This window comes from Bacillus sp. BD48, assembly GCF_046566805.1.
Taxonomy (GTDB): domain Bacteria; phylum Bacillota; class Bacilli; order Bacillales; family Bacillaceae; genus Bacillus; species Bacillus safensis.
Genome location: NZ_JANGFM010000004.1, coordinates 168,990 through 182,889, shown reverse-complemented (window position 1 = coordinate 182,889; position 13,900 = coordinate 168,990). Strand labels below are relative to the sequence as shown.

14 protein-coding genes are annotated in these 13,900 nt (G+C 43.2%); 6 read left to right on the top strand and 8 right to left on the bottom strand.

What is annotated here, in order from left to right:
* Positions 1–111 precede the first annotated feature (111 nt).
* Positions 112–876, top strand: a complete 765-nt coding sequence (locus ACLGGR_RS13410; RefSeq protein ID WP_410973241.1) for an MBL fold metallo-hydrolase — start codon at positions 112–114, stop codon at positions 874–876.
* A gap of 43 nt (positions 877–919) precedes the next feature.
* On the opposite strand, the gene ACLGGR_RS13405 is transcribed toward ACLGGR_RS13410, so the two are convergent.
* Positions 920–1,249 (bottom strand): YckD family protein, encoded by a 330-nt coding sequence (locus ACLGGR_RS13405; RefSeq protein WP_142946724.1) that lies wholly within the window; start codon positions 1,247–1,249, stop codon positions 920–922.
* 181 nt (positions 1,250–1,430) lie between these two features.
* On the opposite strand from ACLGGR_RS13405, the gene ACLGGR_RS13400 reads away from it, so the two are divergent.
* Positions 1,431–2,303: a transporter substrate-binding domain-containing protein gene (locus tag ACLGGR_RS13400; RefSeq protein WP_267587761.1), complete on the top strand. Its 873-nt coding sequence runs from the start codon at positions 1,431–1,433 to the stop codon at positions 2,301–2,303.
* Between the two features lie 12 nt (positions 2,304–2,315).
* Positions 2,316–2,993 (top strand): amino acid ABC transporter permease, encoded by a 678-nt coding sequence (locus ACLGGR_RS13395; RefSeq protein ID WP_034283291.1) that lies wholly within the window; start codon positions 2,316–2,318, stop codon positions 2,991–2,993.
* Between the two features lie 35 nt (positions 2,994–3,028).
* Here ACLGGR_RS13395 and ACLGGR_RS13390 read toward each other — a convergent pair whose 3' ends face one another.
* The 5 genes from ACLGGR_RS13390 to ACLGGR_RS13370 all read right to left on the bottom strand — a co-directional run bounded on the left by ACLGGR_RS13390 (position 3,029) and on the right by ACLGGR_RS13370 (position 9,238).
* Positions 3,029–4,327: an arsenic transporter gene (locus ACLGGR_RS13390; RefSeq protein ID WP_323649988.1), complete on the bottom strand. Its 1,299-nt coding sequence runs from the start codon at positions 4,325–4,327 to the stop codon at positions 3,029–3,031.
* Between the two features lie 132 nt (positions 4,328–4,459).
* The gene (locus ACLGGR_RS13385; RefSeq protein ID WP_142946721.1) at positions 4,460–5,692 is read right to left on the bottom strand and encodes a PucR family transcriptional regulator; all 1,233 of its coding nucleotides are present in this window, start codon (positions 5,690–5,692) and stop codon (positions 4,460–4,462) included.
* Between the two features lie 125 nt (positions 5,693–5,817).
* On the bottom strand, positions 5,818–7,365 hold the full coding sequence (pruA, locus tag ACLGGR_RS13380) for an L-glutamate gamma-semialdehyde dehydrogenase (RefSeq protein WP_024424316.1): 1,548 nt from the start codon (positions 7,363–7,365) through the stop codon (positions 5,818–5,820).
* Positions 7,366–7,388: 23 nt separating this feature from the next.
* On the bottom strand, positions 7,389–8,306 hold the full coding sequence (locus ACLGGR_RS13375) for a proline dehydrogenase family protein (protein WP_251216848.1): 918 nt from the start codon (positions 8,304–8,306) through the stop codon (positions 7,389–7,391).
* Positions 8,307–8,467: 161 nt separating this feature from the next.
* Complete coding sequence (locus ACLGGR_RS13370; protein ID WP_410973240.1) at positions 8,468–9,238, bottom strand: nucleotidyltransferase domain-containing protein; 771 nt, start codon at positions 9,236–9,238, stop codon at positions 8,468–8,470.
* 91 nt (positions 9,239–9,329) lie between these two features.
* Here ACLGGR_RS13370 and ACLGGR_RS13365 point away from each other — a divergent pair, with 91 nt between their 5' ends.
* Positions 9,330–9,644 (top strand): hypothetical protein, encoded by a 315-nt coding sequence (locus tag ACLGGR_RS13365; protein WP_034283282.1) that lies wholly within the window; start codon positions 9,330–9,332, stop codon positions 9,642–9,644.
* Positions 9,645–9,881: 237 nt separating this feature from the next.
* Here the strand turns inward: ACLGGR_RS13365 and ACLGGR_RS13360 are convergent, their stop codons facing one another.
* On the bottom strand, positions 9,882–10,838 hold the full coding sequence (locus ACLGGR_RS13360) for an acetylxylan esterase (RefSeq protein WP_410973239.1): 957 nt from the start codon (positions 10,836–10,838) through the stop codon (positions 9,882–9,884).
* A gap of 211 nt (positions 10,839–11,049) precedes the next feature.
* On the opposite strand from ACLGGR_RS13360, the gene ACLGGR_RS13355 reads away from it, so the two are divergent.
* The gene (locus ACLGGR_RS13355; RefSeq protein ID WP_317222239.1) at positions 11,050–11,835 is read left to right on the top strand and encodes a carbon-nitrogen family hydrolase; all 786 of its coding nucleotides are present in this window, start codon (positions 11,050–11,052) and stop codon (positions 11,833–11,835) included.
* A gap of 141 nt (positions 11,836–11,976) precedes the next feature.
* Here ACLGGR_RS13355 and ACLGGR_RS13350 read toward each other — a convergent pair whose 3' ends face one another.
* Positions 11,977–12,882 carry a LysR substrate-binding domain-containing protein gene (locus tag ACLGGR_RS13350; RefSeq protein WP_410973325.1) on the bottom strand — a complete coding sequence of 302 codons (906 nt, stop codon included), beginning with the start codon at positions 12,880–12,882 and terminating at the stop codon, positions 11,977–11,979.
* 116 nt (positions 12,883–12,998) lie between these two features.
* On the opposite strand from ACLGGR_RS13350, the gene ACLGGR_RS13345 reads away from it, so the two are divergent.
* A complete protein-coding gene (locus ACLGGR_RS13345) occupies positions 12,999–13,772 on the top strand; it encodes a class I SAM-dependent methyltransferase (protein ID WP_410973238.1) in 774 nt (257 codons plus the stop codon).
* Positions 13,773–13,900: the final 128 nt, after the last annotated feature.

The window sequence follows — 13,900 nt, the reverse complement described above, 5'->3', positions numbered from 1 at the left end:
TCACCTCTTTCAAAAATCAAGCCCTTCCGATGAAAGACTTTCATGATCCTCTGTCACATAGAACTCTTTTAATATACTGTAAACTTAATAAGAAAAAAAGGAGGCCTTCTTATGAAAATTACACTCATTCGCAATGCTACTTTATACCTTCACTATGGTCATTCAACTTTTTTAATCGATCCCTTTTTAGCAGCAAAAGGAACATATCCACCGTTCCCTCATACAGCCAATCAACATTTGAACAACCCTATTGTGGAGCTTCCTGTAAACATTGATTTAGACAGTCTGTTACACCAAGATGCTGTCTTACTCACTCATTTACATGTGGATCACTTTGACGATGAGGCAAAAAGGAAATTAGCTCAAGATAGGCCAATTTATACTCAATCGGAGAAGGACCGAATAGAAGTTGAAGAAGCTGGATTTCAGCATGTCACATGCATTGAAGATGAAATGGACATTTGCGGCATTCATATTAAACGTACAGGCGGACAGCATGGGACAGGAGAAACGGCGAAGCGGATGGGACAGGTGAGCGGTTTTGTTTTCTCTCATCCTGATGAACCTACCCTTTATATTGCAGGTGATACCATTTGGTGTGATGAACCGAAAGAGGTTGTGAATACATGCAGGCCAGACGTCATTGTGGTCAATAGCGGAGCTGCTCAATTTTTAGAAGGCGATCCGATTACAATGACCAAGGAAGAAATTTTAGACATTCACCGTTCTCAGCCAAAAGCTCAAATTGTCGCCTGTCATCTTGAAGCTGTGAATCATTGCTTGTTAACAAGAGCTGCTTTAGAAGCGTACATTCAAGAGCACCATGCAGATCAAGCCATTTTTATCCCTCAAGATGGGGAAAGTCTCACCTTTTGATCAACAATAAAAAACCGGCACCTCGCTGCCGGTTTCATCATTATTAAGGGCGATGGTGCTGTGGTTTTTTAAGTAATGGAACAAACCCGTTATTCTTTAAGTGATTGTAATGCTCGTCCATTCGCTTCGTGATGTGTGTGCCTTGTTCCTTTGTTAACACACCATACTGTACATATTTCTCAATGACTTCTTTTCGCTTAGAAAGAATTTGCTGCTCAAGGATTTCAATTTGTTTTTGTTGCTCTGCTGTTAATTTCACTTGATGTGTCACCGGGCGCTTTTCCATTTGAGGTGTTTCTCCATGAGCCGTTTCTATATGAAAACCAAATAACAGCATCATCGACAAGATGATCAAGCCACTCATTTTTTTCATCATTGTTGTTCCCTCCTTTATTCGCCTTTATTTTGCGCTCACTTTCCTTTTTTATACATTATTTCAAAACGCAAATTGCCTATAATATTCTTACTTTTTCACTTTTCTTCTGAAAACGTTGTCCTAACAGAAAAAGCGTGCTATGTTTTGTTTTGTATAAAAAATAGAGGAGGATTCTTAAATGAGTCGTTTTTATCATAAAAAACCTATATGGATCATGCTTGTTGTATCTGCTTTCATACTTATCTTGTCTGCTTGCAGTCAGTCAGGCTCATCTCAATCTGGAGACACAAAGTGGGATCAGATTAAAAAGAAGGGGAAAATCGTCGTTGCTACTTCAGGCACCCTTTATCCAACGTCTTATCATGATACTTCTAACGGCAAGGATCAATTAACTGGCTATGAAGTAGAAGTCGTCAAAGAAGCGTTTAAACGTCTTGATGTGAAAGTAGAATTTAAAGAAATGGGCTATGATGGAATGCTGAGCGCCATTAATTCTGGTCAAGTGGATGCCGCTGCAAATGATATCGACATCACAGATGACAGAAAAGACAAGTTCGCCTTTTCAACTCCTTATAAATATTCCTACGGAACGGCTATCGTACGGAAAGATGATTTATCTGGCATTAAAACTTTAAAAGATTTAAAAGGAAAGAAAGCAGCAGGTGCTGCCACGACGATTTACATGGATGTTGCTCGTAAGTACGGTGCAAAGGAAGTCATTTATGATAATGCGACAAACGAGCAATACTTAAAGGATGTTGCAAACGGCCGAACAGATGTCATTCTAAATGATTATTACTTGCAGACACTGGCTCTTGCTGCATTTCCTAAACTAAATATTACGATTCACCCTGACTTGAAGTACATGCCGAATGAACAAGGTTTTGTTATGAAGAAGGACAACAAAGAGCTTCAAAAAGAATTAAATCGTGTATTAGGCGACATGAAAAAAGACGGAACAATGAAAAAGATTTCTGAGAAATTCTTTAATCATGCAGACGTCTCAAAGAAAATTGATGCTGATGTCGAAGATGTCGACATTTCCAAATAAGGAGCCGCAATCGTGGGAGATATTCATTTAGAATATATATTTAATCCTGCACTGGCAAAGGCGTCATTTCCATTTGTCATGAAAGGCATCTGGCTGACGCTGCTCATTTCCTTTGTGAGCATGTTTTTTGGTACCATTCTTGGCTTTTTTATCGCTCTTGCCAGAATGGCGAATTCATGGATTCTTCGGCTGCCTGCACGGCTGTATATCTCATTCATGCGTGGCGTGCCCATTCTGGTGATTTTGTTTATTCTCTATTTTGGGTTCCCTTATATCGGCATTGAGTTCACAGCGGTCACTGCCGCCATTATTGGATTCAGCTTCAATAGTGCTGCCTATATTGCAGAAATTAACCGGGCAGCCCTCTCCTCTGTTCCAAGTGGACAGGTAGAAGCCGCTAAATCATTAGGTCTCAGCTATTGGCAAACGATGCGCGGTGTCATTTTGCCTCAATCCGTCCGCATCGCCCTGCCGCCATTGACCAATGTCATGCTCGATTTAATCAAAGCTTCCTCACTGGCAGCGATGATTACTGTACCAGAGCTCTTCCAGCAAGCAAAAATTGTGGGCGGACGAGAATTCGATTATATGACCATGTATATTTTGGTCGCACTCATTTACTGGGGCATTTGCAGTGTCGTCTCATTGCTTCAGGACTTTTTAGAAAAACGCTATGCGAAATATCTGTAGCAAAAAAAGAGCAGATCCATGAGATCTGCTCTTTTTTAATGAATGAGCCATAACCACACATATAACCCAAGTAAAGTGAGAATCAAGGTTGGGATGGTCAGGATGATTCCGGCTTTCATGTAAGCCCCCCAAGAGATATGGACGCCTTTTTTCTTTAAGACATGAAGCCACAGCAATGTCGCCAATGAGCCGATTGGGGTCATTTTCGGCCCAAGGTTGGAGCCGATGACATTGGCATAAATCAGTCCGTCTCTCATGACACCTGCTGTATCTGTATGTCCAATGGCAATCGCATCAATTAAAACGGTCGGCAGATTGTTCATTACAGAAGACAACACTGCGGCAAGCACGCCCATAAACATCGTTCCTGCAAGCAAGCCATGTGATGCCCCTTGCTGGATCCATGCCGCCAATATTTCTGTAAGACCGACATTCTTCAGTCCATATACGACGACATACATGCCGATCGAGAAAAACACAATGGACCACGGCGCTTCTTTGATCACTCGCTTTGTCGCCACTTGCGGACTTCTTCTCGCCAGCCACAAGAAAGCAAGGGCAATCCCGCCTACGATGATGGACACTGGAACACCGATCAGCTCCCCTGCAAAATAACCAATAAGCAGACAGCCGAGTACATACCAAGACAAGCGGAACATGCGAATATCTCGAATAGCTGATGCCGGTTCCTTCGCCTGTGACAGATCGTAGGTTTTTGGGATAAGCTTTCGGTAAAACACATACAGAACCAGCATGCTCGCTCCAAGCGACACAAGGTTTGGCACGAACATATTCGCTGTATATTCTAGAAAACCAATATGAAAATAGTCGGCTGATACGATATTGACCAGGTTACTAATGACAAATGGCAAGGAGGTTGTATCTGCAATAAAGCCGCTTGCCATCACAAAAGGCAGCACCATGCGCTCATCCAGCTTCAACGCTCTCACCACAGATAAAACGATTGGGGTCAAAATCAGTGCCGCTCCATCGTTGGCAAAAAAAGCAGCCACAACAGCACCGAGCAATGTTAAATAAATAAACATGCGGACACCGTTGCCCCTTGCGGCTTTTGCCATATGCAGTGCAGCCCATTCAAAAAAACCGATCTCATCTAAAATTAACGAAATGATAATAATGCCAATAAAGGCAAAGGTGGCGTTCCATACAATTTGCGTGACTTCCCACACATCGCCCAGATGAACGACGCCAAAGGCAAGTGCAAGAATGGCGCCTCCACATGCTGACCATCCTATGGTGATACGTCCTGGCTGCCAAATGACAAGGACGAGGGTCATGATGAAAATCAAAATAGCTAAGGTGACTGATCCCAAAGGTGGCCCCCCTTTCACTTTTCTCATAAAATCTTTATCTATCATACAACGAAATGCATCCGTTGTATGCCATTTTCACATTTCACATGAAAATCCGCAGGTGATCCCGTGCACCTGCGGATTCCATCATCATTATTGATCTTTTTTCATCAGCATCAATTCAATAAACAACTCACACCGCTGACTAAAATGACTTAAGTCGATCGAGGTCATGTCAAAAATTTGTTTCATTCGATAGTTTAATGTATTTTGATGAATAAACAACTGCTCCGCAGCTGGCTTTAGCTTGCAGTTATTCAATAAGTAGACTTCCAGCGTTTTTAAAAACGACGTTTGACTCTCGCGGTCTTTTTCCTTCAAACGTAACAAATCTGGATTGAAGTCGTTTTTCTTTTTTTGATGGCTGTAAATGGAATCTAAAAACCGGAAGACCCCCAGATTCTCGTAATCATATGGAATGAGTTCTTGTCCTCCGACAATTTTCACTGCCTTCACGACCTCTATCGCTTCAAATCGACTTGTACTCATTTTCATGACATCACGATACTCTCTTCCCATCCCGATATACAAAGGGGAAGGATGTGCATGCGTTTTTGATTGCAGATGTTTGATGACATCAGCGGCAGTCGCTTTCGGTGAGTGACGGTCTGACAGGCTGCCTAATATGACGACGATATCTGCTTGAACCGAATAGACGTGATTCACCTTATCCTCTAGCTGCAAATACGTTCGAATGACATCCTTCACATCTTCTGCCGTCTCACTTTTGTTATCGGCAGCGTGCACGACCATGACGGTAAATACGGCTGGCAGTGGAATGCTTAAGTTCTCAGCCTCCCATTTCAGCTCTTCTTCTGTATAAAAATGATCATCCATGACCTTTTTGAAAAACTCTTCAATCTTGCCTTCCTTTTTCTCAAGCTGTTTCTTATTCTTATAAATCACTTTTCCAACCTGAAAAGAAGCTTCGTGTAAAAATTGCAGCTCCTCCTGAGAGAGGGAGTCCTCAATGTCCTGCACCCAAATAAAGCCTACTACCTCTTGTTTATGCTTGGCGCTCACAGCTACCCGCCGATTAAATCCGAGCTCGTCATGACCGCTCACATAAAAAGGCTTTGATTCCGCGAAAAGGCGCTCGATTACCCCTGTTCTCTTTAACCAATCGACCACAGATCCCGGACATTCCTTTGAGAAAATCGTTTGCTGATTGACTGGGTCAAACTGCTGAATGCTGTAAGAATTATAAGCAAGGAGCTGACACTCTGTGCTTTCTAAAATGACTGGTTTTTTTAAATATCCGCTAATAAATGCAATTAATTTATCGACATCAAAAAATGTGTGAAGCTTTTCTAATATCTCTTCCATCCCGATTGCTCCCTGATTAAGTGATACATTTATCATACTTCTTTCCAGTCAGATTTGTATAGAAACAAGTCGCAGGCAGGCAAAAAAAGCATGAACCCGTCAGTGCAGGTTCATGCTTTTCCATATTAAAACATTTCACTAATCGTTTTTGCCTGCATATGCAGAGCTAGGTAATCTGGACCCCCTGCTTTTGAATCCGTTCCTGACATTTTGAAGCCGCCGAATGGGTGATAACCAACGATGGCACCTGTGCAGTTACGGTTAAAGTAAAGGTTCCCCACATGGAACTCCTGCTTCGCACGGTTGATGTGATCACGATTATTCGTAATGACAGCACCTGTTAAACCGTATTCTGTGTTGTTGGCTACCTCAAGTGCTTCATCAAAGCTAGACACTTTCGAGAAAGCTAAGACTGGTCCAAAGATTTCTTCTTGCATTAAGCGGGAAGTAGGCTCAAGATCTGCAAAAATGGTCGGGTGGATGAAGTATCCTTCCGAATCATCACTCGTTCCGCCAGTGACTAAGCGGCCTTCCTGTTTGCCAACCTCGATATAATCCGTAATCTTGTCAAAGGACGCTTGATCAATGACAGGTCCCATGTAGACATCCGCAGAAAGTGGATTGGCTGTTGTTTTCGTTTCTGTGATTTCCTTCACTCGCTCAACCACTTGGTCATACAGCTTCTCGTGGACGACAGCCCGAGATCCAGCTGAACATTTCTGACCTGAAAACCCGAAGGCTGATGTGAAAATGGCATTAGCCGCTAATTCAACATCTGCATCCTCATCAACAACCACTGTATCCTTACCGCCCATTTCAGCAATGACACGTTTTAAATGCTGCTGTCCTGGCTGCACTTTTGCCGCGCGTTCAAAGATACGTGTCCCTACTTCTCTTGATCCAGTGAATGTAATCAGACTTGTTTTCGGATGATCTACTAAGTAATCCCCAACCTCTGCTCCGCTTCCTGGTACAAAGTTGACAACACCCTTTGGCAGACCGGCTTGCTCAAGCTCCTCCACAAAACGGGCTGCAATGACAGGCGTCGCACTCGCTGGTTTTAAAACAACCGTATTCCCAGTGACGATTGGCGCTACTGTTGTTCCAGCCATGATCGCAAACAAGAAGTTCCACGGCGGAATAACGAGCGTCACGCCAGTTGGTGTGTAAACATATTGATTGCGTTCCCCTTCGCGGCTGTTCACTGGTTTGCCTTTCGCCAGCTCCAGCATTTGACGGGCATAATACTCTAGAAAGTCAATCGCTTCTGCTGTATCTGCATCCGCTTCATTCCAAGGCTTACCTGCTTCTTTTACAAGAAGGGCTGAATACTCATGCTTTTTACGGCGAATGCTTGCCGCAGCTCGGAATAATACGCCAGCTCTTTCTTCTGGAGACGTATAGCGCCATGTTTCAAATGCTTTCGCTGCTGCTTGAACCGCTTGTTCTGCCTCTTCCTTCCCGGCCTTTGATACGGTTCCAACCACTTCATCCTTTTTCGCTGGATTGATCGAAACAATCTTGTCTTTCGTTTCGATTCTTTCTCCATTAATCACGAGCGGATAGGTTTGACCAAGTGATTCTGTTACTTTAGCTAATGCTTGTTCAAACGCTTTGCGGTTTTCTTCCTGGCTAAAATCCGTGAATGGTTCATGCTTGTAAGGTGTTGTCATGTTTGTCACGCTCCCGTTTCAAATTATTTTCTCGTCATCCCTTTTAAAGCAAAGGCAATGTTTGCCGGCCGTTCTGCAAGACGTCTCATGTAGTAGCCATACCACTCTCGTCCATACGGAGTATAGACCCTCATTTGATAGCCTTCTTTTACAAGTGCCTGCTGCGTTTCTGATCTCATGCCATACAGCATTTGAAATTCGAACTGACTTGTTTGTATATTGTGTTTTTTCACAATATTTTTCGTGAACTCGATCATTTGATCGTCATGTGTCGCAATGGCTGTATAATTCCCTGAGAGCAATTGCTTTTCGATCAGCTTTTGATAATTCTGATCGACGTCTTTTTTGTTTGGATACGCCACTTCGGCAGATTCCTTATAGGCACCCTTTACAAGTCTTAAAAATGGTTGCAGCTCATTTAGGTCATCAAGATCCTTTTCTGTTCTGTACAAATACGCCTGCAAGACCGTACTGACATACTCATATTGAGATTTCATCTCTTTAAAAATGTCCAGCGTTTTTTGACAGCGCTGTTCATCCTCCATATCGATTGTCACCATGATACGGTGCTTCTCTGCCGTATCTAAAATACGTTTCATATTGCGATACACAAGGTCATCGTCAATATCCAGGCCAAGTGATGTCATTTTGAGTGACACGTGGGAATTGAGTCCCGCCTCAGCAATCCGCTGAATGGTTTGTATACACTCAGTCGTCCGCTCATTTGCAATCTCTGCCTTTGTGACAAACTCACCAAGGTGATCAACTGTCACGGCCATTCCTTGTTCATTTAATCGTTTGATGACAGGGATGGCACTCTCAAAATCCTTCCCTCCGATGATTTTCTTAGATGCAACAGCACTTCCCCAATTACGAGCAATATGGTTCAAGAGACTGCTCTTTGACAAAAACAAGAAGAAATTTCTTGTGACCGACTCCATAAAGGGCACCTCCCACTCTTTGTAAGCTATGTCTTTATTGTAAAGCTCATAAGCTGTCCGCTACAATATTTGAAGATGACAAAAATTCTGACTTTTTTTGTGGTTTTATCACAATAAGAGATAAAAAAGAGCCTGCCGCGATCCGGCTGGCTCTTCCCTGCTTACGCCCACACCTCATCAAGGGTAGACTGCAGCAGCTCATTTAATTCTTGCATCAGATTTTCTTTCGGCTGATTGTAGCTTTTCACCAATTCATCAAATCGCGCGATCTCTTTGTCGATAAATGGATGGACATAAGCGAGGCGGTTCTCTACATCCATTTCTTCGCCGTCCATTTTACGTTTGAGCAGCTCATGGATTTCCGCTAAAAGCGGGCCTTCCTCCACTAGTTCCTCGAGCAGTTCATGAAAATCCATCGGCGGAACCGTCTGGTAGCGTTCAATCCACTGACAAGCAAGCAGCGGACGAAGTACATAAAAATACTTCTTGATTCGCACCTGCTCTCCTCGTAAATACCCGCTTTCATTCCGCTTCGCCATATTGAGGTAATGATACATCAATGCTGCGGGATAAAACGCTCGATCCTTTAATTCTCTTAGCTGCTTTGCCAAAGAGAAAGATTCAGCATAGATAATGTCAGAAGACAGCCATTCCATGATGGACGGATTCGATTTATTAAATAAACGAAGTGCCTTTCTCAGCTCCCAGCCGCTGATATCAAGCACATCATCAATCGGCCGTTCAATGACATCACGATGTTCTTCCATCGCCCAATACCATTCTTTTCGAGGAACATATAAAAAACGAACATCATAATCACTATCAGTCGAAGGGAATCCCCATGCTCTGCTGCCGGATTCGACCGCGAGGCAAATCTTTACATCATACGTCTCTTCGATGATTTTCAGCTCTTCCTTGATTCTCTCTCTCATCATCCATCAACTCTTTCTATAGAATCCTGCATGACTTCTTCACGTTTTGGGAAAATACGAATAAGACATAATGAAAAAGGAGTTGGATCTCATGTCTATATCTCGCATCATGAAATGGATCACCGGGATTTTTGAAGCCTGTCTTGCCATCCCTGTCATTGGAGGACTATTTGTGATCAGCAATGGCTATACACCGCTCATGGTCATGCTTATTCTGCATATTATCACACTCGTCTTATCGAAGCGAGACCAAGGACCAGTGATTGGAAGTATCATTGGGATTATCACATCGTGCCTTGCCTGGATTCCGATACTTGGATTCATCCTGCATATCATCACAGCTCTTGCCCTTATTATCACAGCGTTAGTGCCTGATGAAAAAACGAGACAGAATACGAGTTATTAAAAAAGAGGCCCTCCTAGAACGGCCTCTCAGCGTGTAGACAAACCCTCGCATTCTTTGTCAGATCTGTGTGCCGGTGCTCACGAATGACAAATTCGCTCCGCTCCGGTACTCGTCCTTCCTAGACTGCAAAGGTTTTCTATCACGCTGAAAAGAAGACAAAGGGCTAAAATAAAAATCATTTTATCCCTTTGTCAAAAATCTGAAAAGAGGCCCTCCTAGAGCGGCCTCTTTGTTCTTTTATTTTAGTAAATGCTTTTGTAAGAAGGAGAGCTTCTCTGTTTGAAAAGCCGGGATAAACTCGTGTCCAAAATAGCGATATACCTTAAGGTCTTTATCTGCTTCTAAATGGTTGTAAGCCGCAAACACAGTAGATGGCGGGGTTATTTTGTCAATCAGACCGATCGCCATCAATGTTGGCTGTTTCACCCATCCAGCTAAATTGATTAAATCAAAATAGCTTAATGTCTCAAATGCCTTTTTCTCCACTTCCGGATCACTGTTTCTTCGAAAGTATGAATTGATTTCTAAATAAGGCTGCTCCAATGCAACGTCCACGGCACGCTCGAAGTTTGATAAATAAGGATAATCTGCCACGACGGCCTTCGGAATGTCTGAAAGAGCTGCAGCTGCAACCGCTAATGCGCCTCCCTGGCTCCCACCAATCACGCCGATCCGGTGTTCATCCACTTCCGGGAAGGACTGAATGACTTCGAGTGCACGAACCGCATCTAAATAAACACCGCGATAATAGTAAGTCTCCTTTGATAAAATACCTTTTGTCATCCACCCTAGAGCGTGACCGCCTGGTGTCACTGCCTGATCTTCACTGCCGCCTTGACCGCGGACAAGCATACCAAATGTCGCATAGCCGTGCAGCGCCCAGTTGACGATGTCGTGAATGCCGCCGTCATAGCTGGCATTATAGCCATGATAACGAACGAGCGCTGGATGCAGACCCGATTGATCTGGTACCGCGTACCAGCCTTCAATACGAGAATGATCAAAGCTTTGATACGTCAGGCGGTACACCTTGACGCCCTTCACTGGATAGTCATAAGGTTCAAGTGTTGGCTTTGCCTCCACTTGGCGCAGTTCTTCGAGTGATTTCTTCCAAAAGTCTGAGAAATCAGGACGTGCTGTTTTCTTTGGTTTATATTTTTTTAGCTCTTCTAGTGATAAATCGAACAATTGCATATCATACTATTCCCCTTTGTTTTATTAGTTATGAGTATCATACCACTCATTTCTTGATTGAGAAAGTCATTTAACAAAACCTTCTGACATTTCTATTGGCAAAGATGATGGAAACCTTTATGATAAAGAAACTGACCTTGAAGACTAGAATAAACCATGACATACATTCATGATTTTCACATGACATATAGCGAATAAAGGAGGAACCCTTATGAAAATCGCCCTTGTCCAAATGGACGTACAAATTGGAGAACCTGAAGTAAATTTTAAAAAAGCAGAAGCGTTTTTAGAAGAAGCAGTCCGCGAGCAGCCTGATCTGATCATTTTACCCGAAATGTGGAATACCGGCTACGCCCTTGAACAAGCCGATCAGCTTGCGGATGTAAACGGTGAACGCACAAAACAGCTCTTCTCCTCCTTTGCCCGCAAGCACCAAGTGTATCTCATCGCAGGCAGTGTGTTAAATAAGCGGACAGAAGATGAAAACATCACCAATACAATGTATGTCTTTAACCGCCAAGGTGAGCTACTGTTAGATTATGATAAAATTCATTTATTCCGCTTAATGGATGAGCATAACTATTTAACCGCTGGTGATCAGCTTGGTTTATTTGACTATGGTGAAGATGTAACGATTGGTGCGATGATCTGCTATGACCTCCGCTTCCCGCAGCTTTCCAGAACACTTGTGAACAAAGGAGCGAAGGTGCTCGTCAATACGGCGCAATGGCCGTCAGCAAGAGTGGACCATTGGCGCAGCCTGCTCATCGCAAGAGCGATTGAAAACCAGTCATTTATGATTGCTGTTAACAGAACAGGCACAAGCAGAGACACGGAATTCCCTGGACACTCTATGGTGATTGATCCACTCGGCCGCATCCTGCTTGAAACAAACGATGACGAAGACATTTATTATGCGGAAATTGACCTTCAGCTAGTGGATGAAGTCAGACAGCAAATTCCGGTTATGACGGATCAGCGTCTGGATGTCTATTAGAAAGCAGATTGCTCACAAATATTAGAATTCGCTCCGCGTCGGTACTCGTCCTTCCTAGACTCCAAAGAATTTCTATCACGCTGAGAAATAAGATAAACAGCAGGGTGCTCCCCTGCTGTTTGCGTTTAATTAAACGTTTGTTTAAGCTTTCCCTTGATCCTGATAAAGGTCCATGAAGGCTTGAGCGGCTTTCGTTAAATACCTTTCTTCCACATATGCAAACACAAGTGTGCGGGTTGGGTATGAATCAATATTTAAATAAGTGACCCCGTTCCTATCCTCTTGTGCCACCATTTTCGGCACAACGGTCACACCTAGTTCGTTTTTAACCAATGCCTGTGCTGTTTGAATATGACTTGTTTCAAAAGCCACTTTTGGCTGAAAACCGTGATGACGGCACAGTTCCATGACCACTTGCCGAAAACCGTATCCCTCTTTCAGCATAATAAATGGGATACCTTCAAGAAGTTGAAAGGGCACCATTTCTTTTTGCCCTGCTTGCTTGATGATCTCGTTCAATTCCTCTGATAACCAAGGCTGAGCAGCTTGCGGAACTGCAAGAAGGAGCGGCTCTGTCAGCATTTGTCTCGTTTTCAATGATTCATGCTCGACAGGCATAGATAAAATAGCCAAATCCAGTTTTCCAGCGAGTAGAAGTTTTTCGAGCTCACGAGGTGAATCTTCTATCAGTTGAACGTGCACATGAGGATACGTTTGACAAAAGGTTTTTAATAAGCCGGGCAAGACATATCCCCCTGTGACTGCCGGCACCCCGATGTTCAGCTCTCTCCCGATTTCATAAGCTGCTTCTCCCATTTCACGCAGCAAATCATCTCTTTCCTTCAAAATATTCTCAGCCCTTTTAATGAATCGTCTCCCTTGAGGTGTGGGCGTTACTTGTCCATACTTTCGAATAAATAGCGGTGTGTCTAATTCCTCTTCCAGCTTCTTCATTTGCTGGCTTAAAGAAGGCTGTGCAATATGAAGTTGATCCGCTGCTTTTGTAAAACTTTGCTGCCGGTACACTTCAATGACATATTCCATCATTCGTATATCCACTTTCATCACCTCATAGGTTTTAACTATTCATGTCATATCTTTTATGTCTTAGACAAATAACAGAAGGAATTCTACGATAAAGAGACCACAAAGGGGGAAAAGAAATGAATCCATATGCTAAAGCCGAGAACCAATTCTCACAAAATGCCGAGAACTATCGAGATTCACCTATATTTGCAGCCGGAGAAGAGCTGGAATGGATGAAAATAGCAGCAAATGCGAAGGGTCATGAGCATTTACTTGATATTGGCTGTGCGGCAGGACATACCGTTTTTTCCTTTTCAGACGTTATCTCTAAAGGTGTCGGTATTGATGTCACACAAAAAATGATCGAGGTTGCAGCAGCACTCGCGGAAGAACGCCATCTACAACATATTACTTTTGAGCAGGCAGCCGCAGAAGCATTGCCCTTCTCTAATGAATCATTTGAGGTCGTGACGTGCCGGTTTGCTGCTCATCACTTTCCAAACCTTCCGGCAGCCATGTCGGAAATCAGTCGAGTCTTAAAAAAAGGCGGCAAATTTCTGCTCGTCGATCATTATGCACCTGAAAACCCTGCACAGGATTCATTTATTAATCACTTAAATAGACTGAGAGACCCTTCTCATGTGCGGGAAAGCTCGTTATCAGAATGGAAACAGCTCTTCGCTGACAACCATTTGACGAAAGAAGATATTCGTTACTGGGATCTGCATATTGATTATCAGGACTGGATTATACGTGGACGCACACCAGAGAATGTTCAAAAGGAGATCGTATCCCACCTTCAAGCCGCAGACTCTGACACAAAGCAGCTGTTTCAGATTCAATTCGATGCACAGCATCAGCCCATTTCCTTCTGTTTAAAAGCTGCACTGCTTCAAGGAATCAAGCATTAAACAGATAGAAAAAGTCTACCATCGTCGGTAGACTTTTTTTATTTCAAATATACATCTTCATTGTGTCACAGATGGATTTTCATGTTCGTGACACGTCTCTCCTCACGACAAGGAGTGCTAGATCATGT

What these genes read in the sequence shown, in the direction of transcription:
- ACLGGR_RS13410 (WP_410973241.1), top strand. Translation starts at nt 112, where the DNA reads ATGAAAATTACACTCATTCGCAATGCTACTTTATACCTTCACTATGGT.
- ACLGGR_RS13405 (WP_142946724.1), bottom strand. Translation starts at nt 1,249, where the DNA reads ATGAAAAAAATGAGTGGCTTGATCATCTTGTCGATGATGCTGTTATTT.
- ACLGGR_RS13400 (WP_267587761.1), top strand. Translation starts at nt 1,431, where the DNA reads ATGAGTCGTTTTTATCATAAAAAACCTATATGGATCATGCTTGTTGTA.
- ACLGGR_RS13385 (WP_142946721.1), bottom strand. Translation starts at nt 5,692, where the DNA reads ATGGAAGAGATATTAGAAAAGCTTCACACATTTTTTGATGTCGATAAA.
- pruA (WP_024424316.1), bottom strand. Translation starts at nt 7,365, where the DNA reads ATGACAACACCTTACAAGCATGAACCATTCACGGATTTTAGCCAGGAA.
- ACLGGR_RS13375 (WP_251216848.1), bottom strand. Translation starts at nt 8,306, where the DNA reads ATGGAGTCGGTCACAAGAAATTTCTTCTTGTTTTTGTCAAAGAGCAGT.
- ACLGGR_RS13370 (WP_410973240.1), bottom strand. Translation starts at nt 9,238, where the DNA reads ATGAGAGAGAGAATCAAGGAAGAGCTGAAAATCATCGAAGAGACGTAT.
- ACLGGR_RS13365 (WP_034283282.1), top strand. Translation starts at nt 9,330, where the DNA reads ATGTCTATATCTCGCATCATGAAATGGATCACCGGGATTTTTGAAGCC.
- ACLGGR_RS13360 (WP_410973239.1), bottom strand. Translation starts at nt 10,838, where the DNA reads ATGCAATTGTTCGATTTATCACTAGAAGAGCTAAAAAAATATAAACCA.
- ACLGGR_RS13355 (WP_317222239.1), top strand. Translation starts at nt 11,050, where the DNA reads ATGAAAATCGCCCTTGTCCAAATGGACGTACAAATTGGAGAACCTGAA.
- ACLGGR_RS13350 (WP_410973325.1), bottom strand. Translation starts at nt 12,882, where the DNA reads ATGATGGAATATGTCATTGAAGTGTACCGGCAGCAAAGTTTTACAAAA.
- ACLGGR_RS13345 (WP_410973238.1), top strand. Translation starts at nt 12,999, where the DNA reads ATGAATCCATATGCTAAAGCCGAGAACCAATTCTCACAAAATGCCGAG.